Consider the following 25516-nt stretch of genomic DNA (forward strand, 5'->3'; position numbering starts at 1 on the left):
GGCCACTGCCATAGGAGGAGACCAAACCATGGAAAAGATCTGGCTGCGGAGTTACCCGCAAGGCGTGCCGGAGTTTATCGACGTCAACGAATTCAAGTCCCTGGGCCAGCTTTTCGAGCAGAGCTGTGCCCAGTACCGGGACCGGGTGGCCTACATCAATATGGGCGTGGGCATCACCTACGGCGAGCTGGACCGGCTCTCCCGGGACTTCGCCGCCTATCTGCAGGACGTGCTGAAGCTGCCCCAGGGCGCCCGCGTCGCCCTGATGATGCCCAATCTGCTGCAGTATCCGGTGTGCATGTTCGGCGCCCTGCGGGCCGGCTACGTGGTGGTGAACTGCAACCCCCTCTATACCCACCGGGAACTGGAACACCAGCTGAAGGATTCTGGCGCCGAAGCCATCGTCATCGTCGAGAACTTCGCCCACACCCTGGAGCAGGCCCTGCCCCTGGTGCCGGGCCTGAAGCACGTCATCGTCACCTCCCTCGGCGACATGCTCGGCGCGCTCAAGGGCACCGTGGTCAATCTGGTGGTGCGCCACGTGAAGAAGATGGTGCCGGCCTGGAAGCTGCCGCGCCACGTCAAGTTCAAGGCCGCCATGGCCCGGGGCAAGGGTGCCACCCTGCGTCCGGTGCAGGTGGGCCACGAGGACATCGCCTATCTGCAATACACCGGCGGCACCACCGGCGTGGCCAAGGGCGCCATGCTGCTCCACCGCAACATCATCGCCAACCTGCAGCAGGCCCACGCCTGGATCGAGCCTTTCCTGCACAAGGACCAGCAGCTGATCATCACCGCCCTGCCGCTGTACCACATCTTCTCCCTGACGGCGAACTGCCTGACCTTCCTCAAGATCGGCGCCACCAATGTGCTGATCACCAATCCCCGGGATATTCCGGGCTTCGTCAAGGAACTGGCCCAGTACAAGTTCACCGTCATCACCGGGGTGAACACCCTGTTCAACGCCCTGCTCAACAACCCGGACTTCGCCAAGCTGGATTTCTCGGCCCTGCGCGCGGCCCTGGGGGGCGGCATGGCGGTGCAGAAGTCCGTGGCTCAGAAGTGGCGCCAGGTCACCGGCAAGCCCCTGATCGAAGCCTACGGCCTGACCGAGACCTCGCCGGCGGCCACCATCAATCCCCTGGACCTGGGCGAATTCAACGGCGCCATCGGCCTGCCCATCTCCTCCACCGAGATCGTCATCCGGGACGACCTGGGCAACGATCTGCCGGTGGGCCAGGCCGGCGAAATCTGCATCCGCGGCCCCCAGGTGATGAAGGGTTACTGGCTGCGCCCGGATGAAACCGCCACGGTGTTCTACGCCGACGGCTTCCTGCGCACCGGCGACGTGGGCGTCATGGACGAGAAGGGCTTCGTGCGCATCGTGGACCGCAAGAAGGACATGATCCTGGTGTCTGGCTTCAATGTGTATCCCAACGAGGTGGAGGCCGTGGTGGCCATGCATCCGGCGGTCATGGAAGTGGCCGCGGTGGGGGTGCCGAGCGAGCATTCGGGCGAGGCGGTGAAGATATTCGTGGTGCTCAAGGACAAGTCGGTGACCAAGGAGCAGCTCATCGCCCACTGCAAGGAGAACCTCACCGGCTACAAGGTGCCCCATCTGGTGGAGTTCCGCGACGACCTGCCCAAGACCAACGTGGGCAAGATCCTGCGCCGGGCCCTGAAGGAAGCGGCCTGATCCGCCGCGCCAGGTCCCATGAAAAAGGCCCCGCATGCGGGGCCTTTTGCTTTGGCGATGGCGCCGGGATCAGACCACGCCCTGGGCCAGCATGGCGTCGGCCACCTTGACGAAGCCGGCGATGTTGGCGCCGGCCACGTAGTTGATGCTGCCCCGCTGGCCCCGGCCGCTGCCGTGGCCGACGCAGGCGGCGTGGATGGAGAGCATGATCTGCTTCAGGCGCTGGTCCACCTCGTCCCGGGTCCAGGACAGGCGCAGGGCGTTCTGGCTCATTTCCAGGCCGGAGACGGCGACCCCGCCTGCATTGGAGGCCTTGCCCGGGGCGTAGAGGATGCCGGCCTCGAGGAAGGCATGGACCGCTTCCAGGGTGGAGGGCATGTTGGCGCCCTCGGCGACGCAGCGCACGCCGTTCTGCAGCAGGGTGCGGGCGTCGTTGCCGTCCAGCTCGTTCTGGGTGGCGCAGGGCAGGGCCACGTCGCAGGGAATGGACCAGGGCCGCTGGCCCGGGAGGAAGGTGAGGCCGAACTGGCGGGCGTAGTCCTCGACCCGGCCCCGCTGCACTTCCTTGATGTGGTGCAGGGCCGACCACTTCTCTTCGGTCATGCCGTCCGGGTCGTGCACGGTGCCGCCGGAGTCGGAAACGCTGATGACTTTGGCCCCCAGGCGCATGGCCTTCTGGGCGGCGAACTGGGCCACGTTGCCGGAGCCGGAGACGGTGACGCGCAGGCCTTCCAGGCCCATGTTGCGGGTGGCCAGCATGTTCTCGACGAAGTAGATGGTGCCGTAGCCGGTGGCTTCGGGGCGGATCAGGCTGCCGCCGTAGTCCAGGCCCTTGCCGGTGAGGACGGAGGAAAACTCCCCTTCCAGCTTCTTGTACATGCCGAACATGTAGCCCACCTCCCGGCCGCCGACCCCGATGTCGCCGGCCGGTACGTCGATGTCGGCGCCGATGTGCTTGTGCAGTTCGGCCATGAAGGCCTGGCAGAAGCGCATCACCTCCAGGTCGCTCTTGCCCTTGGGGTCGAAGTCGGCGCCGCCCTTGCCGCCGCCCATGGGCAGGGTGGTGAGGGAGTTCTTGAACACCTGCTCAAAGGCCAGGAACTTGAGGATGGAGAGATTGACCGAGGGGTGAAAGCGGATGCCGCCCTTGTAGGGGCCGATGGCCGAACTCATCTGGATGCGGTAGCCCCGATTGACCTGGACCTGGCCGGTATCGTCCACCCAGGGCACGCGGAACATGATGGCCCGTTCCGGCTCGACGATGCGTTCCAGCAGGCCCAGGCGGCGGTAGCGGGGATTTTCCTGAAGGAAGGGCCACAGGGTTTCCAGGACCTCCTTCACGGCCTGGAGAAACTCCGGCTGTTGCGGGTCCCGGAGCTGCAGGCGGGCAAGAAAGGAATCCAGGGTGTCGTTCATGGCGTGCTTTCGGAAGATGAAAAAACGCCGGGGATTATGCACCAATTTGGTGCGCGTAGACGCCAAAAGCTTGGAATGCCCCTGGCCAGCAGGGCTCCGGGGTTTCCCTGTCGGGGCAAGGCAGCCGCCGTTTCCTCCCAGTGCTGCGACCATCCGCCGCCGCCTCGTTTTAAGACGGATCATGTTATTTCCCCGGCCGGATGGGGAGCATAGGGGCCCCTAGAGAAACCGGAGTGACAACATGAACAAGAAACCCCTCGTGACCGCCCTTTGCCTGCTGGCCCTGGCGGCGCCCCTGTCATCCAGCCTGGCGGCGGACCACAGCCATCACCACCACGGCGCCGCCACGCCGACCCTGCAGCTCAACCAGGGCCAGAAGTGGGCCACCGATGCGCCCCTGCGGGACGGCATGAGCCGCATCCAGGCTGCCATGGAGCCCCGTCTGGCGGAAATCCACGGCAACCGCTTGAACCGGGCCGGCTACGCCAAGCTGGCGGCGGGTCTGGAGCGGGAGGTGGGCGGCATCGTTGCCGCCTGCAAGCTGGCACCGGAAGCCGACGCCATGCTGCATCTGGTGCTGGCCGACCTGGGCGCCGGCATCGAGGCCATGGCCGGCAAGAGCAAGGGCGGCGATCCCCGTCGCGGCGCCGCCAAGGTGCTTGGCGCCCTGGAGGATTACGGCCGCTACTTCGATCACCCGGGCTGGAAGCCCATGGCCCATTGAGACGGGCGCTTCAGGCCTCGAGGCTGCGCAACAGTTCCCGGCCCCAGGGCCAGTCGCCGAGGCCGCTGTCGGCATTGATGTGGCCGCAATAGCCTGCGTCCACGAAGCGGCTGCCCCACAGGGCGGCGCACTGGGCGGCGAAGATGAGGTGGCCGTAGGGATCGTCCCGGCTGGCCACCACCAGGCTGGGAAAGGGCAGGGCGCTGCGGGCCAGGGGCGAGAAGCCCCTAGCCTCGGCCGGAAAGGCCGGCCCCTGGGGGTCGGGGGGCGCCACCAGCAGGGCGCCTTGTACCGGCAGGCGGCTTTCTTCCGCCCAGCGGCTCACCAGCAGGCAGCCCAGGCTGTGGGCCACCAGGATGGGCGGGCTGGGTGCCGCCGCCACGGCCGCTTCCAGGGCGTGGCGCCAGTCTGTGTAATGGGGCGCCTCCCAGGATTGCTGCTCGACCCGGCGGAAATGGGGCTCGGCAGCTTGCCAGCGGCTCTGCCAATGGTCGGGCCCGGAGTTGCCGAAGCCGGGCACGATGAGGACGGGATGGGCGTTGCTCATGGGCGCTTCCTGCCGTGCCCGGACAGCCGAACGCCCCGGCGGGCCGGGGCGTTCGGGAGCATCCGGGGTCAGACTTCCAGGTGCTGGTAGAGGGCGGTGGACAGGTAGCGTTCGCCGAAGGAGGGGATCACCACCACGGTCAGCTTGCCCTTGTTTTCCGGTTTCCTGGCGATTTCCAGGGCGGCCCACACCGCGGCGCCGGAGGAAATGCCCACCAGCAGGCCTTCTTCCGTGGCCAGGCGGCGGGCGGTGGCGAAGGCGTCGTCGTTCTTGACCCGCACCACGCCGTCGTAAACCTGGGTGTTGAGCACGGCGGGCACGAAGCCGGCGCCGATGCCCTGGATGGGGTGGGGGCCCTTGGCGCCGCCGGAGAGCACCGGGGAGGCATCGGGCTCCACGGCGAAGACCTGGACGCCGGGTTTGCGGGCCTTCAGCACTTCGCCGACGCCGGTGACGGTGCCACCGGTGCTGACGCCGGCGACGAAAATGTCCACCTGGCCGTCGGTGTCGGCCCAGATTTCCTCAGCGGTGGTGTTGCGATGCACTTCCGGGTTGGCCGGGTTCTCGAACTGCTGGGGAATGAAATAGCGGGAGTCGCTCTCGGCCAGCTCCTGGGCCTTCTTGATGGCACCGCCCATGCCTTCGGGGCCGGGGGTGAGGATCAGCTCGGCGCCGTAGGCCTTGAGCAGCAGCTTGCGCTCCCGGCTCATGGTTTCGGGCATGACGAAGGCGGCCTTGATGCCGCGGGCGGCACAGACCATGGCCAGGCCGATGCCGGTGTTGCCGGAGGTGGGTTCCAGGACGATGGTGTCGGGCTTGATCTTGCCGGCGGCCTGGGCCGCGTCGATCATGGCCACGGCGATCCGGTCCTTGACGCTGTGGGCCGGGTTGAAATATTCCAGCTTCAGGGCCACGGTGCCCTCGATGCCGGCAGCGACGCGGTTGAGTTGGACCAGGGGGGTCTTGCCCACCAGCTGGGTCACATCCTTGGCGATTTTCATGGAATTTCCTTTGGGCGGTATGCGGAGAATGGCGCCAATCTAAACCATGGCGCCCGGCGAACAAAGATCAGGTGGGACTAAAGAGATAACGTCTGGTTATTTCGACCGCCCCGGCGCCTCCGGGTTTTGATGCAGGTGAAAGACAAGCCGCGAGGGGGTGGTAGATGCTACGCTGCATCCAACGAAATTCCCGGACCCCGCTCAAACCATGCGCCCACGCCAGTTCCCCGCTTTTCCCTCCTGCGTCGCCGGAGACCGTGCCATGCCCTATGCCCTCCGCTCCCTGATCGGCCTTTGCATCGGCGTCGTCTTCAGCCTGTTCCTTTCCGTCTTCCTGGCGCCCCATGCCCACGCCCAGAGCCTGTCGCCGGACCAGCCGGTGCACGACGTGGCCCGCCTGGGCACGGCCGCCGAGATGCAGGCCCTGCTCAAGCGCCAGCCTAGCCTCAAGGACGCCCGCACCGACATGGGCTCCACCCCCCTGCACCTGGCCGCCACCAATCCGGACAGCGGCGTGGTCAAAGCCCTGCTGGCCGCCGGCGCCGACGTCAATGCCCGGGACGGGGAGGGCGCCACGCCCCTGCACCTGGCGGCCTACGCCGACAAGTCGGCCAACGCCACCCTGCTGCTGCAGGCCGGCGCCGACGTCAATGCGGTGACCAGCAACGGCCGCACGGTCACCAGCATGGGCCGCAAGACCATGGCCAACGAGGCGGTGGGCATCATTTCCCTGTGGATGCTCAAGGGCTGCAAGCCGGGGAAAGCCGGATGCTGAACCGCCGCCTGCTGCTGTGCCTGGCCCTGCTGGCCCCGGCCCTGCCCCTGCATGCCCAGGAGGGAGGGGCGCCGGTGATCGAGATTTTCCACGAATCCGCCTGCCGTCCCTGCGGTGAATGGGAAGCCCAGTTGCGCGCCAACGGCTTTACCGTGCGCCGCAACGAAGTGGTGAGCGTGGCCTCCACCCGCCGCTGGCTGGCGGTGCCGGAGAATTTCGCCTCCTTCGTCACTGCCCGCACCGGCGGCTACATCATCGAGGGGCCGGTGCCGCCGGCCCTGATCCGCCAGCTGCTCAAGGAAAAGCCCGTGGCCCTGGGTCTGGCCCGGGCCGGCACGCCGGCGCCCGCCGGCCAGGCCGAGCTGATGTTCTGGGGCGGCCGTTCCGCCCCCTTCCCGGCGGCGCCCTGAGCCGCCGTTCCCGGGCCGGCGGTGGCCGGGCGGCGCCTTCTTGAGGTAGGCTGCGCCTTTTTTGCGACCTGGCAGCTTCCGTGATTTCCTATCAGCCTCCCCCCGATGCAGGCCTCGACCTGCTCTACGAAGACGGCGCCCTGGTGGTGGTCAACAAGCCGGCCGGCCTGCTTTCCGTGCCCGGCCGCGGCGAGGACAAGGCGGACTGCCTGGTGTCCCGGGTGCAGGCGGTCTTTGCCGACGCCATGATCGCCCACCGGCTGGACATGGACACTTCCGGCCTGCTGGTGCTGGCCCGGGGGCCGGCCATGCAGAAGAAGCTGTTCGAGATGTTCCGCGAGCGCAAGGTGAGCAAGCGCTACCAGGCGGTGGTGGCCGGCGTGCTGCAGGAAAAGGAGGGGGAGGTGGATCTGCCCCTGATCGTGGACTGGCCCAACCGGCCCCGGCAGAAAGTGGATTTCCAGGAGGGCAAGCCTTCCCTGACCCGTTTCCGCCGCCTGGCCGCCGATGCCGCCGGGGACTGTTCCCGGGTGGAACTGGAGCCGGTGACCGGCCGCACCCACCAGCTGCGGGTGCACATGGCGGCCATCGGCCATCCCATCCTGGGGGACGAGCTCTATGCCGGGCCGGCCCAGGCGCGGGCCGAACGTCTGCTGCTGCACGCCTCCCGCCTCGAATTCCGCCATCCCATCACCGACGAGGCCCTCCGCTTCGAGTCGCCGCCGCCCTTCTGAAATCGGCCTGTTTACGCCTCGGCCGTCCTGGCCGGGGAGGGCGCCGGGCGGGCCTGTGATAAACTCCGAAACCTTTCCAGCACAAGGTTTCTGCGCCCATGTCCGGCAATACTTTCGGCACCCTGTTCACGGTCACTTCCTTCGGCGAATCCCACGGCCCGGCCATCGGCTGCGTCGTCGATGGCTGCCCTCCCGGGCTGGAACTGACTGAGGCCGACATCCAGGCCGAACTGGACCGGCGCAAGCCCGGCACCTCCCGCCACGTCACCCAGCGGCGGGAGCCGGATACGGTGGAGATTCTTTCCGGCGTCTTCGAGGGCAAGACCACCGGCACGCCCATCGGCCTCCTGATCCGTAACCAGGACCAGCGCAGCAAGGACTACGGCAATATCGCCAGCACCTTCCGTCCCGGCCATGCCGATTACGGCTACACCCAGAAGTACGGCTTCCGCGACTACCGCGGCGGCGGTCGTTCCTCCGCCCGGGAAACCGCGGTGCGCGTGGCCGCTGGCGCCATCGCCCGCAAGTGGCTGCAGCAGCGCTACGGCATCAGCATCCAGGGCTGGATGAGCCAGTTGGGCCCCATCGAGATTCCCTTCGTGGACGCCGCCGCCATCGACGGCAATGCCTTCTTCGCCCCCAACGCCGCCATCGTGCCGGAGCTGGAGGCCTACATGGACGCCCTGCGCAAGTCCCTGGATTCGGTCGGCGCCAAGATCACCGTCACCGCCACCGGTGTGCCGCCGGGCTGGGGCGAGCCGGTCTATGACCGCCTGGATGCGGAAATCGCCTACGCCATGATGGGCATCAACGCCGTCAAGGGTGTGGAGATCGGCGCCGGTTTTGCCAGCATCGCCCAGAAGGGCAGCGAGCACGGCGACGAGATGACTCCGGCGGGTTTCCTCTCCAACCACGCCGGCGGCGTCCTCGGCGGCATTTCCACGGGCCAGGACATCGTGGTGAACATGGCCATCAAGCCCACCTCTTCCATCGCCCAGCCGCGCCGTTCGGTGGATGTGCAGGGCAATGCGGTGGAAGTGGCCACCGAAGGCCGCCACGACCCCTGCGTCGGCATCCGCGCCACACCCATCGCCGAGGCCATGCTGGCCCTGGTACTGATGGACCATGCCCTGCGCCACCGCGCCCAGTGCGGCGATGTGGTCTGCGCCACGCCCCGCCTGCCGGCCGCTCCCGGCCGCGGCTGATCGGTCCCTTGTCAGGCCCCGCGGCGAAGGCATGAGCCCGGGGCCGTGCATCCGGTAAAATCGCCGGATGCACCCATCCCTGCCGTACTGGCGCCTCTCCGGCTACTACTTCTTCCATTTCGCCTTCGTCGGCGTCTTCCAGCCCTATTTCGGGCTATATCTCCAGTCCTTGAGCCTTTCCTCCTGGGAAATCGGCCTGATCCTGAGCCAGATGGCCCTCATGCGCCTGTGCTCCCCTGCCGTCTGGGGCTGGCTGGCGGACCACCTGCACGTGCGCATTCCCCTGGTGCGGCTGGCGGCCGGGGTCAGCGTGGTGGTCTTCAACCTGTTCTTCTTCGCCCAGACCCTGGTGCCCCTGCTCGGCGCCATGGCCCTGCTGGCCTTCTTCTGGTCGGCGGCCCTGCCCCTCATGGAAACCGTGGTCTTCGACCATCTCCACGCCGAACCGGCCCGCTACAGCCGGGTGCGCATCTGGGGCTCCATCGGCTACATCGTCACCGTGCTGGCCACCGGCGCCCTGCTCGATTACCTGCCGCCGGCCAGTGTGTTGTGGATGTCCTTCGCCCTCATGGGCGGCATCCTGGCCTTCGCCCTGCTGGTGCCGGAGAGCCCGACGCCGCCCCAGCACGTGGCGACGCCGCCCGTGTCCACCATCCTGGCCCAGCCCCGGGTGCGGGCCCTGCTGGGGGCCTGTTTCCTCATGTCGGCGGCCCATGGCGCCCTCTACCTGTTCTATTCCATCTACCTGGCCGACCACGGCTACAGCAAGACCCTGGTGGGTAGCCTGTGGTTTCTCGGTGTGATCGCCGAGATCGGCGTCTTCTTTTTCATGGCCCGCCTGCTGCGCCGCTTCTCCCTGCGCCAGGTGCTGCTGGCCAGCTTTGCCGCCGCCGTGCTGCGTTTCCTGCTCATCGGCTGGGGCGTGGATTCCCTGCCGGTCCTGCTCGGCGCCCAGCTGTTGCACGGCCTCACCTTCGGCGCCTACCATGCGGCGGCCATCGCCGCCATCAACCGCTGGTTTCCGGGGCGCTGCCAGGCCCGGGGGCAGGCCCTCTATTCCAGTCTCTCCTTCGGTGCCGGCGGCCTCCTCGGCGGCCTGGTCAGCGGCTGGACCTGGGATGGCCTGGGCAATGCCGCCACCTTCGGCATCGGCGCCCTGTTTGCCGTCTGCGGCCTGGTCCTGGTGGCCGGCTGGGTGCGGGACGAGTCAGCCCCGGCGGCCCCGGTGCGTTGAGTATTCACTTTCTTCCGGATTGATTGCGCCATGAACCTGCGTCCCTGGCTTCTTGCCTCCGCCGTCCTCCTCTTTACCGCCTGCCAGACGGTGCCCCTGACCGGGCGCAGCCAGCTGCTGTTGCTCGGCGAAGGGGAGGAGGTGCGGATGGGGTTGCGTTCCTACGAGGACATTCTGAAAAAGGAAAAGATTTCCGACGATCCGGCCCTCAATGCCCAGTTGCAGCGGGTGGGCAAGCGCATTGCCGCCGCCACGGGCAAGAACTACCAGTGGGAATTCAAGGTGGTGGAGAACGATAAGGCCATCAATGCCTTCTGCCTGCCCGGCGGCAAGGTGGCTGTCTATACGGGCATCCTGCCCCTGACCCGGGACGATGCGGGCCTGGCGGCGGTGGTCGGCCACGAGGTGGCCCACGCCATTGCCCGCCATGGTGGCGAGCGTATGAGCCAGCAGATGCTGGTGGCCGGGCTGACGGCTGCGGTGGTGGTTTCCGCCAGCGACTCGCGCAAGGCCAATATGTACGCCGGCCTGCTCGGCGCCGGGGCGGCGGTGGGCTACCTGCTGCCCTATTCGCGCTTGCAGGAATCGGAGGCGGACCGCATGGGCCTGATCTACATGGCCAAGGCCGGCTACGACCCCCATGCGGCCCTGGCCCTGTGGCAGCGCATGGCCGAGGAGAGCAAGCGGGAAGGCAAACCGCCGGAGTTCCTTTCCACCCACCCGGCGGACAGCACCCGCATCCGCCAGATCCAGCAGTGGCTGCCCGAGGCCATGGGCTACTACGTGCCCCGCAGCGAAGCGGCCCCGGAGGCCGCGTCCGGAGCGGAGCGGGAAAAGGCGGGAGAGCCGGCGAAGGATGCCGCCAAGGAAGGCGCCGAGAAACCGGCAAAACGACGGAAATGAGACAGGGGTTTCCAGTCCCCCAGGCCCCGGGTGGCCCTGAAAACGCCTTTTTGCGATAAAATTTCCACCCTTTTCCCAAGGCCGGAACAAAAATGCCGCAAACCCTCTACGACAAGCTCTGGCAGAACCATGTGGTACATGAAGAAGCCGATGGCACTGCGCTGATTTACATTGACCGCCACCTGGTCCATGAAGTGACCAGCCCCCAGGCTTTCGAGGGTCTGAAGCTGGCCGGCCGCAAGCCCTGGCGCGTCTCCTCCATCGTCGCCACCGCCGACCACAACACCCCCACGGACCACTGGGAAGAGGGCATCAAGGACCCCATTTCCCGCCAGCAGGTGGAAACCCTGGACGCCAACATCCGTGAAGTGGGCGCACTCGCCTACTGGCCCTTCAAGGACATGCGGCAGGGCATCGTGCATGTGGTGGGCCCGGAAAACGGCGCCACCCTGCCCGGCATGACCGTGGTCTGCGGCGACTCCCACACCTCCACCCACGGCGCCTTCGCCTGCATGGCCCACGGCATAGGCACCTCCGAGGTGGAGCACGTGATGGCGACCCAGTGCCTGATCCAGAAGAAGTCCAAGTCCATGCTGATCCGCGTCGAGGGCAAGCTGGGCAAGGGCGTCACCGGCAAGGACGTGGCCCTGGCCATCATCGGCAAGATCGGCACCGCCGGCGGTACCGGCTATGCCATCGAATTCGGCGGCTCCGCCATCCGCGGCCTCTCCATGGAAGGCCGCATGACCCTGTGCAACATGGCCATCGAGGCCGGCGCCCGCATGGGTTTCGTGGCGGTGGACGACACCACCATCAATTACCTGAAGGACCGCCCCTTCTCGCCCAAGGGCGAGACCTGGGACAAGGCGGTGGCCTACTGGCGCACCCTGAAGTCCGACGAAGGCGCCTGCTTCGACTGCACCGTCGATCTGAAGGCCGAGGAAATCCAGCCCCAGGTGACCTGGGGCACCTCCCCCGAAATGGTGGTGCCCATCGGCGCCACCGTGCCGGACCCGGCCAAGGAAGCCGATCCGGTGAAGCGCGAAGGCATGGAGCGGGCCCTGCAGTACATGGGCCTGACGCCCAATCTGGAAATCAAGAAGATCACCATCGACAAGGTCTTCATCGGTTCCTGTACCAATTCCCGCATCGAGGACCTGCGCGAAGCCGCCGCCGTGGTGCGGGGCCGGCAGAAGGCTGCCAACGTCAAGCTGGCCCTGGTGGTGCCGGGCTCCGGTCTGGTCAAGCGCCAGGCCGAGGCCGAAGGCCTGGACAAGATTTTCGTTGCCGCCGGCTTCGAGTGGCGCGAGCCGGGCTGCTCCATGTGCCTGGCCATGAATGCCGACCGGCTGGAGCCGGGCGAGCGCTGCGCCTCCACCTCCAACCGCAATTTCGAAGGCCGTCAGGGCCCCGGTGGCCGTACCCACCTGGTGAGTCCGGCCATGGCCGCGGCCGCCGGCATCGCCGGTCATTTCGCCGACGTGCGTGACATTCTCTGAAGACCGAGGAGATTAGAGCCATGAAGAAACTGACCCTGATTCTCGCAGCCCTGGCTTTCCTGTCCGCCGGCTGCAACACCGTGCGCGGTATCGGCCAGGACATCGAAAAGGGTGGCGAGGCCATCCAGAAGGCGACCAAATAATGCAGGCATTCACCAAACTCGACGGCCTGGTGGCCCCCCTCGACCGTAACAACGTCGATACCGATGCCATCATCCCCAAGCAGTTCCTCAAGTCCATCAAGCGTTCCGGCTTCGGTCCCAACGCCTTCGACGAGTGGCGCTACATGGATCATGGCGAGCCGGGCATGGACAATTCCAAGCGGCCCCTGAATCCGAACTTCGTGCTCAACCAGCAACGCTACCAGGGCGCCTCCGTGCTGCTGACCCGCAGCAACTTCGGCTGCGGCTCCTCCCGCGAGCACGCCCCCTGGGCCCTGCTGGACTACGGCTTCCGCGTGGTCATCGCCGAATCCTTCGCCGACATCTTCTTCAACAACTGCTTCAAGAACGGCATCCTGCCCATCGTCCTGCCCAAGGCCGAGATCGATGCCCTGTTCGGCCTCACCGAATACACCCCGGGCTTCAAGCTGGTGGTGGATCTGGAGCAGCAGAAGGTGGTGCGCCCCGACGGTCACGCCATTCCCTTCGAAGTGGATGCCTTCCGTCGCGAATGCCTGCTCAACGGCTGGGACGACATCGGCCTGACCCTGCGCCATGCCGACAAGATCAAGGCCTTCGAGGAGCGCCGCCGGGCCGAACAGCCCTGGCTGTTTTCCTGATCTAATTTTTGCCACAGAGGACACAGAGTTCACAGAGAAAGGCAGCGGATTTGGCCTGTTAACGCAGGTGTCCGTGGCACCGCGAGGTTTCAACCTCTGTGTTCTCTGTGCCCTCTGTGGCCAAGTCCTTTAAGGTTCTCAAAATGAAAATTTGCGTTCTCCCCGGTGACGGCATCGGTCCCGAAATCATGGCGGAAGCCGTGCGTGTGCTGGAAGCCCTGAACCTGGGCTTCGAGATGGAAACCGCCCTGCTCGGCGGCTGCGCCGTGGACGCCACCGGCAACCCTTATCCGGAAGCCACCCAGAAACTGGCCCAGGCCGCCGATGCCGTGCTGCTGGGCGCCGTGGGTGGTCCCCAGTGGGACACCCTGCCCCGGGAACAGCGCCCCGAGCGCGGCCTGCTGGGCATCCGCAAGCAACTCAACCTGTTTGCCAACCTGCGCCCCGCCATCCTCTACCCGGAACTGGCCAATGCCTCCACCCTGAAGCCCGAGGTGGTGGCCGGCCTGGACATCCTCATCGTGCGCGAACTGACCGGCGACATCTACTTCGGCCAGCCCCGCGGCATCGAGGAGCGCGAGATCGACGGCCAGAAGCAGCGCTTCGGCTTCAACACCATGCACTACAGCGAATCCGAAATCCGCCGCATCCTGCGCGTGGCCTTCGAGGCCGCCCGCAAGCGCAACAAGAAGCTGTGCTCGGTGGACAAGATGAACGTGCTGGAAACCACCCAGCTGTGGCGCGACATCGCCAACGAACTGGCCCCCGAATACCCGGACGTGGAACTGTCCCACATGCTGGTGGATAACGCCGCCATGCAGCTGGTGCGCAATCCCAAGCAGTTCGACGTGATGGTCACCGGCAACATGTTCGGCGACATCCTCTCCGACGAAGCCTCCATGCTTACCGGCTCCATCGGCATGCTGCCCTCCGCCTCCCTGGACGCCAACAACAAGGGCCTCTACGAGCCCTCCCACGGTTCCGCCCCGGACATCGCCGGCAAGGGCGTGGCCAATCCCCTGGCCACCATCCTCTCCGCTGCCATGATGCTGCGCTACACCTTCAATATGGAAGAAGCTGCCGTGAAGGTGGAAAACGCCGTGAAGAAGGTGCTGGCCCAGGGCTACCGCACCGGCGACATCTACGAGCCGGGCACCACCAAGGTGGGCACCAGGCAGATGGGCGACGCCGTCCTGGCAGCCCTGTAATCCCAGGCAAAACCTTGACGGCGGCGGGGTGGTAAACCTCGCCGCCTGTGATACCGTTACATATTCATTAAGTTCTTACCCAAGGAAGCAGTGATGAAGCGAGTTGGTCTGGTTGGTTGGCGCGGTATGGTCGGTTCCGTCCTCATGCAGCGCATGGTGGAAGAGGGTGATTTCGCCCATATCGAACCGGTGTATTTCTCCACTTCCAACGCCGGCGGCAAGGCCCCGGTGTTCGGCGGCAAGGAAGCTGCGGCTCCCCTGCAGGACGCCATGTCCGTGGATGCCCTGAAGACCTGCGACATCATCATCACCTGCCAGGGTGGCGACTACACCAAGGAAGTCTTCCCCAAGCTGCGCGCTGCCGGCTGGAACGGCCACTGGATCGACGCCGCCTCCGCCCTGCGCATGGCCGACGACGCCGTGATCATCCTCGACCCGGTGAACAAGAACGTCATCCAGGACTCCCTGGCCAAGGGCGGCAAGAACTGGATCGGCGGCAACTGTACCGTCTCCCTGATGCTGATGGGGCTGGGCGGCCTGTTCCAGAACGACCTGATCGAGTGGGCCACCTCCATGACCTACCAGGCCGCGTCCGGCGCCGGCGCCCAGAACATGCGCGAGCTGATCGCCCAGATGGGGACCATCCACGCTTCCGTGGCCGACCTGCTGGCCGACCCGTCTTCCGCCATCCTGGAAATCGACCGCAAGGTGGCCGAAACCATCCGTTCCGACGCCTTCCCCAAGAAGAACTTCCGCAACACCCCCCTGGCCGGCAGCCTGATCCCCTGGATCGACGTGCCCGTGGAAAACGGCCAGTCCAAGGAAGAGTGGAAGGGCGGCGCCGAATGCAACAAGATCCTGGGCAAGCCCGCTTTCCGTAGCCAGGGCTCCATTCCCATCGATGGCCTCTGCGTGCGTATCGGCGCCATGCGCTGCCACTCCCAGGCCCTCACCATCAAGCTGAAGAAGGACGTGCCCCTGGACGAGATCAGCGACATGCTGGCCAAGGCCAACCAGTGGGCCAAGGTGGTGCCCAACGAGCGCGAGATTTCCGAGCGTGAGCTGACCCCCGCCGCCGTCACCGGCACCCTGACCGTGCCCGTCGGCCGTCTGCACAAGATGGCCATGGGTCCCGAGTACCTGGCCGCCTTCACCTGCGGCGACCAGTTGCTGTGGGGCGCTGCCGAACCCCTGCGCCGCATGCTGCGCATTCTGCTCGAAGCCTGATTCGGCCGGGAGCCAATACCAGAACCGGGGCCGAGAGCCCCGGTTTTGTTATACAAAAGGGATAACTACATTAGAATAAAGATTAGCTTGCATGGCTAACTTGCTGATGTTATTTTATTTCTTCCAAAATCGACGCTCAGGGTGGCGCCGTGGCCAAAACTAAAGATACCAATATGAAAATTCGTGCCTCGCTCCTGGCAACCGCGCTTGCGTGTATGCCTTTCGCGGCGGATGCGGCAGGGTTGGGAAAGATCACCGTTTATTCCGGTCTGGGGCAGCCCTTGCGCGCCGAAGTGGAGGTCTCCGCCACCAAGGCGGAACTGTCCAACATGACGGCCCGCCTGGCCTCCCAGGATGCCTTTGCCCAGGCCGGCATCGAATACGCTTCCACCCTGCTCGGCATCAGATTTTCCCTGGACCAGAAGGGCGCCCAGCCGGTCATCCGCATCAGTTCGGATAAGCCCATCAACGACCCCTTCGTGGACATGTTGCTGGAGTTGAGCTGGCCCTCCGGCCGCTTGGTGCGCGAATACACCTTCCTTCTCGATCCGCCGGAAATGGCCATCAAGGGCGGTGCCCAGGTGTCCACGGTCGAGGCCAAGCAGCCTCCCCGTCTTGAAACCCGTCCCCTGGCGCCCGTGGAAGAGAAGCCGGCCGCCCGGGCCGTGGAAGAGAAACCTGCCAAGGTGACTGCCAGCCGCAAACCCAAGGTGGCGGCGGAAGAAAAGCCGGTGGCAGAGGCACGGCCCGCCGCCGAGAAAAAGACCGCTGAGCAGCCCGCTGCTGCCGTGGGCAGCGTCGAGGTGAAGAAGGGCGACACCCTGCGCAAGATTGCCGGCGAGACCGTGCACGAGGGCGTCTCCCTGGAGCAGATGCTGGTGGGCCTGTACCGGGCCAACAAGGAGGCTTTTGACGGCGGCAACATGAACCGCCTCAAGGCCGGCAAGATTCTGGCGGTGCCGGACAAGGAGTCCGTCGCTGCTGTCTCCGAGAGCGAGGCGCGCAAGATCGTCTTCGCTCAGTCCTCGGATTGGAATGCCTACCGCCGCAAGCTGGCCGGGGCTGTGGCCCAGGAGGCGCCCAAGGACGACGGCGCCACCCAGGCCGTTGCCGGCCGCGTCACCGCCAAGGTGGAAGACAAGGCCGCGCCGGCCGCTGCGCCCAAGGACCAGGTGAAGGTCGCCAAGACCGAAGGGCCGGCCACGGGCAAGGCTGGTGCCGGCAAGGCCAGCGAAGAGGACCTGATTGCCAAGGACAAGGCCCTCAAGGACGCCAATGAACGCATGGCGGCCCTGGAGAAGAACGTCAGCGAACTGCAGAAGCTGCTGGAACTGAAGAACCAGAACCTGGCCGATCTGCAGAAGCAGGCCGCGGCCAAGCCGGCCGCAGCGGCCCCGCTGCCCGCCGCCGCACCTGCCAAGCCTGCCGAAACGGCGCCGGTGGAACCGCCCAAGCCCGAGGTCAAGCCCGAACCGCCCAAGGCCGAGGAGGCCAAGCCCGCCGAGGCCGCCAAGCCGGAGGACAAACCGGCCGAAGCTGCTGCACCGGAAACCAAGCCTGAGCCCACGCCGGCACCGAAGCCGCCGGTGGTGGTGCCGCCGCCGGCCCCGGTGGAAGAGCCCAGCCTGGTGGATGAATTGCTGGACAACCTGCCCCTCCTGGGCGGCGGCCTGGTCGCCATCGCCGGCCTCGGCGCCCTGGCCGTGGTCCGTCGTCGTCGCCAGGCTCCCGCCGGCGAGGCCACCCTGCCGCCCACCAGCTCCCTGTCCCAGCCGAGTCTGGGCGCCAATTCCGTGTTCAAGAGCACCGGCGGCCAGAGTGTGGATACCTCCAACACCCCGGCCACCGATTTCAGCCAGGCCGGCCCCGGCACCATCGATACCGACGAAGTGGATCCGGTGGCCGAAGCCGATGTGTACATGGCCTATGGCCGGGATGCCCAGGCCGAGGAAATCCTTCTCGAAGCCATGCAGAAGGATCCCAAGCGCTTTGCCATCCACGTCAAGCTGCTGGAAATCTACGCCAACCGCAAGGCCGTCAAGCAGTTCGAAACCCTGGCTAGCGAGCTTTACGCCCAGACCGGCGGCGTTGGCGCCGAGTGGGAAAAGGCTGCCGCCATGGGCGCCAAGCTGGACCCGGCCAACCCGCTCTACGGCGGCAACCCGGCGCCCGCGGCTGCTGCTGCCGATTTCGATCCCGATGCCACCATGATCGTCGGCGCCGAGCAGCTGAAGGACACGGTGACCATGCCCGGCACCCTGTCCCAGCTGGCTGAAGCCGCTGCCGAAGCGGAGCCCCTGCCGGTGGTGGAAGCGCCCCAGGAAGCGGCGGCCGAGCCGGTGCCCGATCTGGTCAGTCTGGACTTCGACCTGGGTCTCGAGGCTCCTGCCGCTCCCCAGGCCGATGCCGCTGCCGACGTCGCTGCTGAACCTGAAGCCGCCCTGCCCGGCGCCATGGACTTCGACCTGGACCTGGGCGCTGCCGAGCCCGCCCCGGCCGCCGCTGCCGAGCCCGAAGTGCTGGACTTCCAGTTGCCGGAAGCGGCCCCTGAGGCAGCCCCGGCGGCTCCTGCCGACAACATCATCGACTTCGATCTCGATCTGGGGGCTGGGGCCGAAGAGCCTGTTTCCATCACCGCGGAAGCCTCCGGCGGCGACCTGGACATCCAGCTGGATGACGAGGCCCTGCCGGTAGAAGAGGCGCCCCGCGCCTTCGATCTTTCCAGCATCAACCTGGACCTGGATGCGGCGCCCGCGCCGGCTGCCGAGCCGGCCGCCAGTGCCGCCGACGACACCGTGGTGCTGCCGGAAGTTGCCGATGAAGCCCTCAGCCTGGATGACCTGGCTGCAGCCGCGGCCGAGACCACCCTGACGCCGGCGGCGGATGAAACCGTGGTCATGCCCGAGCTGGCGATGGAGGAGGTGACTGCTGCACCGGCTCCGTCTTTCGACTCCGCCGAAACCGTGGTCAATCCGGAACTGGGCGCCCAGCTGGAGGCTCAGCTGGAAGCCGAGCAGGCCGCCGATGCCGAGGGCGACGATGCCCGCTGGCAGGAAGTGGCGACCAAGCTGGATCTGGCCAAGGCCTATGAAGAAATGGGCGATCTGGAAGGGGCCCGGGAACTGCTGCAGGAAGTGCTCGGCGAAGGCAATGCCGAACAGCAGGACGTGGCCCGCACCCTGATGGAGCGCGTCGGCAGCTGAGCGCCGTCGTCGTTCCGCCCCCTCCATGCCGCAGCCCGGGTATCCCGGCTGCGGCATTTGTTTTACAGTGCGGGCTTCGCACCCCCTGGTCCTCTTCTTGAACCGTTCCGCCCCGCCCCTGCCCGCTGCCATGCCGGCGCCGCCCTCCGCCCGTCATCCGGCCGTACGCCTGCTGCTGTGCCTGCTCCTGGCCCTGGCAGCCCAGGCCCTGCCGGCGCTCCTGGCGGCCGCCCTGGTCCTGCCTTTGCTGCGGGCCGACGGCGTGGCCGGGCGTTGCCGCACCCTGCTGCGGCGCACGCGCTGGCTGCTGCTTTCCCTCTTTCTCGTCTTCGCCCTGGGCACCCCGGGCACGCCCCTCTACGACCACGCCTGGAGCCCTTCCCGGGAAGGGGTGTTCCTCGGCCTGGAACAGTGCCTGCGCCTGGCGACGGTGCTGCTGGCCGTCTCCTGGCTGTTGCATCGCACCCGGCCGGCGGCCCTGGCCCAGGGCCTGCTGACCCTGTTGCAGCCCCTGCGCTACCTGGGGCTGGCGCCGGAGCGGGGCATTGCCCGCCTGCTGCTGGTGATGCGGCACGTGGATTCCGCCGAAGCCTGGCCCCGGGGCCAGGACTGGCGCCGTTTCCTGGAGATGCCGGCCCAGGAGCAGGAAAGCGTCCTGGAGGTGGAACTGCATCCCCTGCCTGGCCCTGACCGCCTGCTTCTCGCCGGCATGGGTCTCGGCATCCTCGTCCTGCTTGCCTCTCCGCTGTGGTTGCCATGAGCGAATCCACTATTCTTTCCGCCACCACCCCGGGCCGCATCGCCCTGGGCCTGGAGTACGACGGCAATGCCTTCCACGGCTGGCAGACCCAGCCCGGCGGTCGCACCGTGCAGGATGCCCTGGAGGCCGCCCTGGGCGCCATTGCCGGGGTGCCGGTGGCCACCACCTGCGCCGGCCGCACCGATACGGGCGTCCATGCCACTTCCCAGGTGGTGCATTTCGACGCGCCCGTGTCCCGGCCCGAATCGGCCTGGGTGCGGGGCGTCAATTCCCATCTGCCCGACGGCGTCGCCGTGCGCTGGGCCCAGGCCGTGCCTGCCGATTTCCATGCCCGCTTCTCCGCCCGGGGGCGGCGCTACCGCTACCTGCTGCTCAACCGCCCGGTGCGGCCGGGCCTGGCCGCCGGCCGGGTGGGCTGGTTCCATCTGCCCCTGGATGTGGCGAAAATGCAGGAGGCGGCCGACCTGCTCCTGGGAGAACACGATTTCTCCACCTTCCGCGCCGCCGAATGCCAGGCCAAGACGCCGGTGAAGGAACTGCGGCAGGCCCGGGTCAGCCGCCAGGGCGAGCTGGTGGTGTTCGACTTCGAGGCCACCGCCTTTCTGCACCACATGATCCGCAACCTGGTGGGCACCCTGGTCTATGTGGGCAAGGGCAAGCACGAGCCGGCCTGGATCGGCGAACTGCTGGCGGCCCGGGACCGGCGCCTGGCGGCCCCCACCTTCAGTCCCTCCGGCCTCTACCTGGCCGGTGTCAGCTACGAACCCCACTGGGGCCTGCCGGAGACCACGGTGCTGCCCCAAATCTGGAGCCTGGAACCATGACGAGCGCCACCCATGCCCGTACCAAGACCCGCATCAAGATCTGCGGCCTGACCCGGGAGGCGGACGTGGATGCCGCCGTGGCTGCCGGCGCCGACGCCATCGGCTTCGTCTTCTACCCGCCCAGCCCGCGCTACGTCACGCCCGAACGGGCGGCGGAACTGGCCCGGCGGCTGCCGCCCTTCGTCGCGGCGGTGGGGCTGTTCGTGAATCCGGAACCGGCCCAGGTGGAGGCCGTGCTGGCCAAAGTGCCCCTGGAGGTCCTGCAATTCCACGGTGACGAGACGGAAAGCCAGTGCCGGCGCTACCTGCGGCCCTACCTCAAGGCGGCCCGCGTAAGGCCCGATCTGGATTTGGTACAATACGCGGCTGCTTACCCTTCGGCCCGGGCCATCCTGCTGGATGCCTTCGTCGATGGTTACGGCGGCGGCGGCAAGACCTTCGACTGGTCCCTCATCCCGGCCGGCCTGGCCCAGAGCATCGTGCTTTCCGGCGGCCTGGACGGGGACAATGTGGCGGAGGCGGTACGGCGGGTGCGCCCGGCGGCGGTGGATGTGTCCTCCGGCGTCGAAGCGGCCAAAGGCATCAAGGATGCCGCCAAGATCCGGGCCTTCATCGCCGCCGTTCGCAGTGCCGACAACGATTGATTTGACGAACTGATTTATGCGCAAGAAACCGGGCGGACATACTCGCACTCACTGGCGCCACCACCTGGCGGACCACACCTGAGAGACGGCGGCTGACTAAGCAGTCCCCGTCCTTCTCAACGTTCGTCTTCTGGAGTCCACCATGTCCTACAACCTGCCCGACGCCTCCGGCCACTTCGGCCCCTACGGCGGCATCTTCGTCTCCGAAACCCTCATCGCCGCCCTCGAAGAACTGAAGGCGGCCTATGCCCACGCCTGCACCGATCCCGCCTTCCAGGCCGAGTTCGACTACGAGCTGAAGCACTACGTGGGCCGTCCCAGCCCCATTTACCACGCCAAGCGCTGGTCCGAGCTGCTGGGCGGCGCCCAGATCTACCTGAAGCGGGAAGACCTGAACCACACCGGCGCCCACAAGGTGAACAACTGTATCGGCCAGGCCCTGCTGGCCAAGCGCATGGGCAAGCCCCGGGTCATCGCCGAGACCGGCGCCGGCCAGCACGGCGTCGCCACCGCCACCGTGGCCGCCCGCTACGGCTTCGAGTGCGTGGTGTACATGGGCTCCGAGGACGTCAAGCGCCAGGCCGCCAACGTCTATCGCATGAAGCTCCTGGGCGCCACCGTGGTGCCCGTGGAGTCCGGCTCCAAGACCCTCAAGGACGCGCTCAATGAAGCCATGCGCGACTGGGTCACCAACATCGAGAACACCTTCTACATCATCGGCACCGTGGCCGGTCCCCATCCCTATCCCATGATGGTGCGGGACTTCCAGACCGTCATCGGCAAGGAAGCCCTGGTGCAGATGCCGGAGATGGCCGGGCGCCAGCCCGACGCGGTGATCGCCGCCGTCGGCGGCGGTTCCAACGCCATGGGCATCTTCCATCCCTACATTCCCCATGAGAGCGTCAAGCTGATCGGCGTCGAGGCCGCGGGGGAGGGCATGGATACCAACCGCCATTCCGCCAGCCTGCAGAAGGGTCGCCCCGGCGTGCTGCACGGCAACCGCACCTACCTGCTGCAGGACGAGAACGGCCAGATCACCGAGACCCACTCCATCTCCGCCGGCCTCGATTACCCCGGCGTCGGCCCCGAGCACGCCTGGCTGAAGGATTCGGGCCGGGCCGAATACGTGGGCATTTCCGACAGCGAAGCCCTGCAGGCCTTCCATGACCTGTGCCGCTTCGAGGGCATCATTCCCGCCCTGGAGTCTTCCCACGCCCTGGCCTATGCCGCCAAGCTGGCCCCCTCCCTGGCCAAGGACAAGATCCTGCTGGTCAATCTTTCCGGCCGCGGCGACAAGGACATGCACACCGTCGCCGAAAAGTCCGGCATCCAATTCTGAGAGCCCGCCCCATGTCCCGCATCCAACAGACTTTCGACGCGCTCAAGGCCCAGGGCAAGAAGGCCCTGATTCCCTTCATCACCGCCGGCGATCCCCATCCGGCCCTCACCGTCACCCTGCTGCACACCCTGGTGGAAGCCGGCGCCGACGTGATCGAGCTGGGCGTGCCCTTCTCCGATCCCATGGCCGATGGCCCCACCATCCAGCGCGCCTCCGAGCGGGCCCTGGCCAAGGGCGTCAGCCTGCGCCAGGTGCTGGCCATGGTCAGCGAGTTCCGCGAGAAGGACGGCGAGACCCCCATCGTCCTCATGGGCTACGCCAACCCCATCGAGTCCATGGGCATGGAGACCTTCGTCGCCGCCGCCGCCGAGGCCGGTGTGGACGGCGTGCTGGTGGTGGACTACACCCCGGAGGAAAGCGCCGCCTTCTGCGCCGCCATGAACGCCCGGGACCTGGACACCATCTTCCTCCTCGCTCCCACCTCCACCGACGCCCGCATCAATCAGGTGGGCCAGCTGGCCCGGGGTTACGTCTATTACGTTTCCCTCAAGGGGGTGACCGGCAGCGGCGCCCTCAACTTCGACGAAGTGGCCGAACGCATTCCCAAGATCCGCGAAGCCACCGGCCTGCCCGTGGGCGTCGGCTTCGGCATTCGCGATGCGGAAACGGCCAAGCGCATCGCCGGCATGGCCGACGCCGTGGTGGTGGGCAGCCGCATCATCGAGGAAATGGAAAAGTACCCGGATGACGCCGTGGCCCGCGTCAAGGGCCTGGTGGCCGACATCCGCCGCGGTGTGGATGCCGCCAGCAAGTAATTTTTTAGCCACAGAGGGCACCGAGGACACAGAGAGTAAAACCGACAGGACAGTCATGCCGCGATGGCTTTTGATCAGGCCCTGTCGCGTTGTCCAGGAATTGTTTTAACTCTGTGATCTCTGTGCCCTCTGCGGCCAACCCGAATTTAAAAAAGTACCGGAGAACGCCATGAGCTGGTTGCAGAAACTGCTGCCCCCGAAGATCAAGCGTGAAGGCGCGCCGCGCAAGTCCAACCTGCCGGAAGGCCTGTGGCGCAAGTGCCCGTCCTGCGAGGCGGTGCTCTACGCCACCGACCTGGAAGGCAACCTGCACGTCTGCCCCAAGTGCGGCCACCACAACCGCCTCAATTCCCGGGAACGCCTGGACCTGCTGTTGGACCCGGAAGGCCGTTTCGAGATCGGCGCCGAAGTGCTGCCGGTGGATAGCCTCAAGTTCAAGGACAGCCGCCGTTATCCGGAGCGCCTCAACGACGCCACCGAAGACACCGGCGAGACCGATTCCCTGGTGGTGATGCAGGGCGCCATCAAGACCCTGCCCGTGGTCGTGGCCTGCTTCGAATTCAACTTCATGGGCGGCTCCATGGGCTCCGTGCTGGGCGAGCGCTTCATCCGCGGCGTCCAGGTGGCCTTGGAGCAGAACGTGCCCTTCATCTGCATCACCGCCTCCGGCGGCGCCCGCATGCAGGAAGGCCTGTTCTCCCTGATGCAGATGGCCAAGACCACCGCTTCCCTGACCAAGCTGTCGGAAGCCGGCCTGCCCTTCATCTCCGTGCTCACCGATCCCACCATGGGCGGTGTCTCCGCCTCCTTCGCCTTCCTCGGCGACGTGGTCATCGCCGAACCCAATGCCCTGATCGGCTTTGCCGGTCCCCGGGTGATCGAGCAGACGGTGCGCGAGAAACTGCCGGAAGGCTTCCAGCGCTCCGAGTTCCTGCTGGAAAAGGGCGCCATCGACCTGATCGTGGACCGCCGCGAAATGCGCGACAAGATCGCCCAGCTGCTGGCCCTGCTGCAGAAGCTGCCTGCGGCAGCCTGAAAATCTTTTTTGCCACAGAGGGCACAGAGAACACAGAGCGTTTCCGCGCCGTGCGTAAGGGCGGAGGAAACTGTGTGGGCCTGTGCCCCGGGAGGCAACAGGGACGCCATTCTTCAGCCTGCCATGGCCGAGGTCCGCGTCCCTGGTGCCTTCCCGGGTAGGTGCTTTTGACTTTCCTCTGTGATCTCTGTGCCCTCTGTGGCTAGTCTTTCTATGTCATCCCCCACCACCCTGTCCGACTGGCTCACCCATCTCGAATCCCTCCATCCCAAGGGCCAGGCCGGCATCGAGCTGGGGCTGGAGCGGGTGGCCCGGGTCAAGGCAGCCCTGGGGCAGACGGAGTTCTGCCCGGTCGTCACCGTCGGCGGCACCAACGGCAAGGGCTCGGTCTGCGCCTATTTGGAGAACATCCTGGACCGGGCCGGTTGCAAGGTGGGCTCCTACAGTTCCCCCCATCTGCTGCGCTACAACGAGCGGGTGCGCCTCAACGGCCAGCCGGTGGAGGATGAGGCCCTGTGCGCCGCCTTCGCCAGGGTGGAAGCAGCCCGGGGCGATGAGGCCCTGACCTATTTCGAATTCGGCACCCTGGCCGCCTGGGAAGTCTTCGCCGCCGCCGGGGTGGAGGCCATCGTCCTGGAAGTGGGCCTGGGCGGCCGCCTCGACGCGGTGAACATCTACGAGCCGGACGTGGCCGTGGTCACCGGCATCGCCCTGGACCACACCGACTGGCTGGGCCCCACCCGGGAAGACATCGGCCGGGAAAAGGCGGGCATCTTCCGCCCCGGCAAGCCCGCCATCTGCGCCGACGCCAAGCCGCCCCAGTCCCTGCTGGACCACGCCGCCGCCATCGGTGCCGAGCTGAAACTCATCGGCCGCGACTTCGGCTTCGAGAAAAGCGCCGAGGACCGCCTGCAATGGCGCTACTGGCTGCGCCAGGGCGAGGCCCTGCAGCGCCGCGCCCTGGCCTTCCCCGGCCTGCGCGGCACGGCCCAGCTGGCCAACGCCAGCGCCACCCTGACCGCCCTGGAATATCTCAAGGACCGCCTGCCCGTCTCCATGGGCGCCATTCGCGCCGGCCTCATCGAGACCGAGCTGCCCGGCCGCTTCCAGGTCCTGCCTGGGCAGCCGGCGGTGGTCCTGGACGTGGCCCACAATCCCCAGTCGGCCCAGGTACTGGCCGACAACCTGGGCAATATGGGCTTCTACAACCGTACCCACGCGGTAGTGGGCATGCTCGGAGACAAGGACATCGCCACCACCCTGGCCGCCCTCAAGGGCAAGGTGGATACCTGGCTGCTGGCGGACCTGGCGGTGCCCCGGGGCGCCTCTGCGGTGCAGCTGGCGGAGGCCGTGGCCGGCCTCGGCGGCGAGGTGCACTGCCACGATTCCCCCTACGCCGCATGGCAGGCAGCCCTGAAGCAGGCTGCCGAGAATGATAGAATCCTGGTTTTCGGATCCTTCCATACGGTGGCCGGTGTGCTGCCCCATGTGGGCCAGCGACATCGCCAACCGGGTCAAACCCCCAGCTAAAGGTG

At 66.8% G+C, this 25516-nt stretch carries 24 protein-coding genes; 21 read left to right on the plus strand and 3 right to left on the minus strand.

Annotated features, from left to right (window positions below; all coding sequences use genetic code 11):
* Positions 1–28: 28 nt before the first annotated feature.
* A complete protein-coding gene (locus ACLSSQ_RS06200; protein WP_152088866.1) occupies positions 29–1696 on the plus strand; it encodes a long-chain-fatty-acid--CoA ligase in 1668 nt (555 codons plus the stop codon).
* 69 nt (positions 1697–1765) lie between these two features.
* On the opposite strand, the gene gdhA is transcribed toward ACLSSQ_RS06200, so the two are convergent.
* Positions 1766–3112, minus strand: coding sequence for an NADP-specific glutamate dehydrogenase (gene gdhA / locus ACLSSQ_RS06205; RefSeq protein WP_416244073.1), 1347 nt, complete (start codon positions 3110–3112; stop codon positions 1766–1768).
* Positions 3113–3353: 241 nt separating this feature from the next.
* Here gdhA and ACLSSQ_RS06210 point away from each other — a divergent pair, with 241 nt between their 5' ends.
* Complete coding sequence (locus tag ACLSSQ_RS06210) at positions 3354–3836, plus strand: hypothetical protein (protein WP_416244074.1); 483 nt, start codon at positions 3354–3356, stop codon at positions 3834–3836.
* Between the two features lie 10 nt (positions 3837–3846).
* Here the strand turns inward: ACLSSQ_RS06210 and ACLSSQ_RS06215 are convergent, their stop codons facing one another.
* Entirely contained in the window at positions 3847–4383 is a 537-nt protein-coding gene (locus ACLSSQ_RS06215; RefSeq protein ID WP_416244075.1) for an RBBP9/YdeN family alpha/beta hydrolase, read from the minus strand.
* A 68-nt stretch (positions 4384–4451) separates the two neighbouring features.
* Positions 4452–5384 (minus strand): cysteine synthase A, encoded by a 933-nt coding sequence (gene cysK, locus ACLSSQ_RS06220; protein ID WP_416244076.1) that lies wholly within the window; start codon positions 5382–5384, stop codon positions 4452–4454.
* Positions 5385–5646: 262 nt separating this feature from the next.
* On the opposite strand from cysK, the gene ACLSSQ_RS06225 reads away from it, so the two are divergent.
* From ACLSSQ_RS06225 to folC, 19 genes are all read left to right on the plus strand, one after another.
* Positions 5647–6159 (plus strand): ankyrin repeat domain-containing protein, encoded by a 513-nt coding sequence (locus ACLSSQ_RS06225; RefSeq protein WP_416244077.1) that lies wholly within the window; start codon positions 5647–5649, stop codon positions 6157–6159.
* Positions 6153–6569, plus strand: coding sequence for a DUF411 domain-containing protein (locus tag ACLSSQ_RS06230; protein ID WP_416244078.1), 417 nt, complete (start codon positions 6153–6155; stop codon positions 6567–6569). Before ACLSSQ_RS06225 ends, ACLSSQ_RS06230 begins: the two co-directional genes overlap by 7 nt.
* Positions 6570–6649: 80 nt before the next feature.
* A complete protein-coding gene (locus tag ACLSSQ_RS06235; protein WP_416244079.1) occupies positions 6650–7303 on the plus strand; it encodes an RluA family pseudouridine synthase in 654 nt (217 codons plus the stop codon).
* Positions 7304–7401: 98 nt separating this feature from the next.
* Positions 7402–8508: a chorismate synthase gene (aroC, locus tag ACLSSQ_RS06240; protein WP_416244080.1), complete on the plus strand. Its 1107-nt coding sequence runs from the start codon at positions 7402–7404 to the stop codon at positions 8506–8508.
* Between the two features lie 67 nt (positions 8509–8575).
* Positions 8576–9742, plus strand: a complete 1167-nt coding sequence (locus ACLSSQ_RS06245; RefSeq protein ID WP_205229940.1) for an MFS transporter — start codon at positions 8576–8578, stop codon at positions 9740–9742.
* Between the two features lie 30 nt (positions 9743–9772).
* Positions 9773–10645, plus strand: a complete 873-nt coding sequence (locus ACLSSQ_RS06250; protein WP_014238214.1) for a M48 family metallopeptidase — start codon at positions 9773–9775, stop codon at positions 10643–10645.
* A 92-nt stretch (positions 10646–10737) separates the two neighbouring features.
* Entirely contained in the window at positions 10738–12144 is a 1407-nt protein-coding gene (leuC, locus tag ACLSSQ_RS06255; protein ID WP_416244081.1) for a 3-isopropylmalate dehydratase large subunit, read from the plus strand.
* 20 nt (positions 12145–12164) lie between these two features.
* Complete coding sequence (locus tag ACLSSQ_RS06260; protein ID WP_014238212.1) at positions 12165–12287, plus strand: entericidin A/B family lipoprotein; 123 nt, start codon at positions 12165–12167, stop codon at positions 12285–12287.
* Positions 12287–12925: a 3-isopropylmalate dehydratase small subunit gene (gene leuD / locus ACLSSQ_RS06265; RefSeq protein ID WP_109040228.1), complete on the plus strand. Its 639-nt coding sequence runs from the start codon at positions 12287–12289 to the stop codon at positions 12923–12925. The genes ACLSSQ_RS06260 and leuD overlap by 1 nt, the downstream gene beginning before the upstream one ends.
* 143 nt (positions 12926–13068) lie before the next feature.
* On the plus strand, positions 13069–14133 hold the full coding sequence (leuB, locus tag ACLSSQ_RS06270; RefSeq protein WP_152088875.1) for a 3-isopropylmalate dehydrogenase: 1065 nt from the start codon (positions 13069–13071) through the stop codon (positions 14131–14133).
* Between the two features lie 93 nt (positions 14134–14226).
* The gene (gene asd, locus ACLSSQ_RS06275; protein WP_026687255.1) at positions 14227–15360 is read left to right on the plus strand and encodes an aspartate-semialdehyde dehydrogenase; all 1134 of its coding nucleotides are present in this window, start codon (positions 14227–14229) and stop codon (positions 15358–15360) included.
* A gap of 242 nt (positions 15361–15602) precedes the next feature.
* Positions 15603–18563, plus strand: coding sequence for a FimV/HubP family polar landmark protein (locus ACLSSQ_RS06280; RefSeq protein ID WP_416244082.1), 2961 nt, complete (start codon positions 15603–15605; stop codon positions 18561–18563).
* Between the two features lie 97 nt (positions 18564–18660).
* Complete coding sequence (locus ACLSSQ_RS06285) at positions 18661–19323, plus strand: CbiQ family ECF transporter T component (protein WP_287873793.1); 663 nt, start codon at positions 18661–18663, stop codon at positions 19321–19323.
* Positions 19320–20147, plus strand: a complete 828-nt coding sequence (gene truA / locus ACLSSQ_RS06290; RefSeq protein ID WP_416244083.1) for a tRNA pseudouridine(38-40) synthase TruA — start codon at positions 19320–19322, stop codon at positions 20145–20147. The genes ACLSSQ_RS06285 and truA overlap by 4 nt, the downstream gene beginning before the upstream one ends.
* Entirely contained in the window at positions 20144–20791 is a 648-nt protein-coding gene (locus ACLSSQ_RS06295) for a phosphoribosylanthranilate isomerase (RefSeq protein WP_014238205.1), read from the plus strand. The genes truA and ACLSSQ_RS06295 overlap by 4 nt, the downstream gene beginning before the upstream one ends.
* 142 nt (positions 20792–20933) lie before the next feature.
* Entirely contained in the window at positions 20934–22130 is a 1197-nt protein-coding gene (gene trpB / locus ACLSSQ_RS06300) for a tryptophan synthase subunit beta (RefSeq protein WP_014238204.1), read from the plus strand.
* An 11-nt stretch (positions 22131–22141) separates the two neighbouring features.
* Positions 22142–22945, plus strand: coding sequence for a tryptophan synthase subunit alpha (trpA, locus tag ACLSSQ_RS06305; RefSeq protein ID WP_014238203.1), 804 nt, complete (start codon positions 22142–22144; stop codon positions 22943–22945).
* Positions 22946–23114: 169 nt separating this feature from the next.
* Positions 23115–23981 (plus strand): acetyl-CoA carboxylase, carboxyltransferase subunit beta, encoded by an 867-nt coding sequence (gene accD, locus ACLSSQ_RS06310; RefSeq protein WP_014238202.1) that lies wholly within the window; start codon positions 23115–23117, stop codon positions 23979–23981.
* A gap of 213 nt (positions 23982–24194) precedes the next feature.
* Positions 24195–25511, plus strand: coding sequence for a bifunctional tetrahydrofolate synthase/dihydrofolate synthase (gene folC / locus ACLSSQ_RS06315; protein ID WP_416244084.1), 1317 nt, complete (start codon positions 24195–24197; stop codon positions 25509–25511).
* The last annotated feature ends 5 nt before the right edge of the window (positions 25512–25516 follow it).

The sequence above is a fragment of the Azospira sp. APE16 genome, from assembly GCF_047901315.1.
GTDB lineage: Bacteria > Pseudomonadota > Gammaproteobacteria > Burkholderiales > Rhodocyclaceae > Azospira > Azospira oryzae.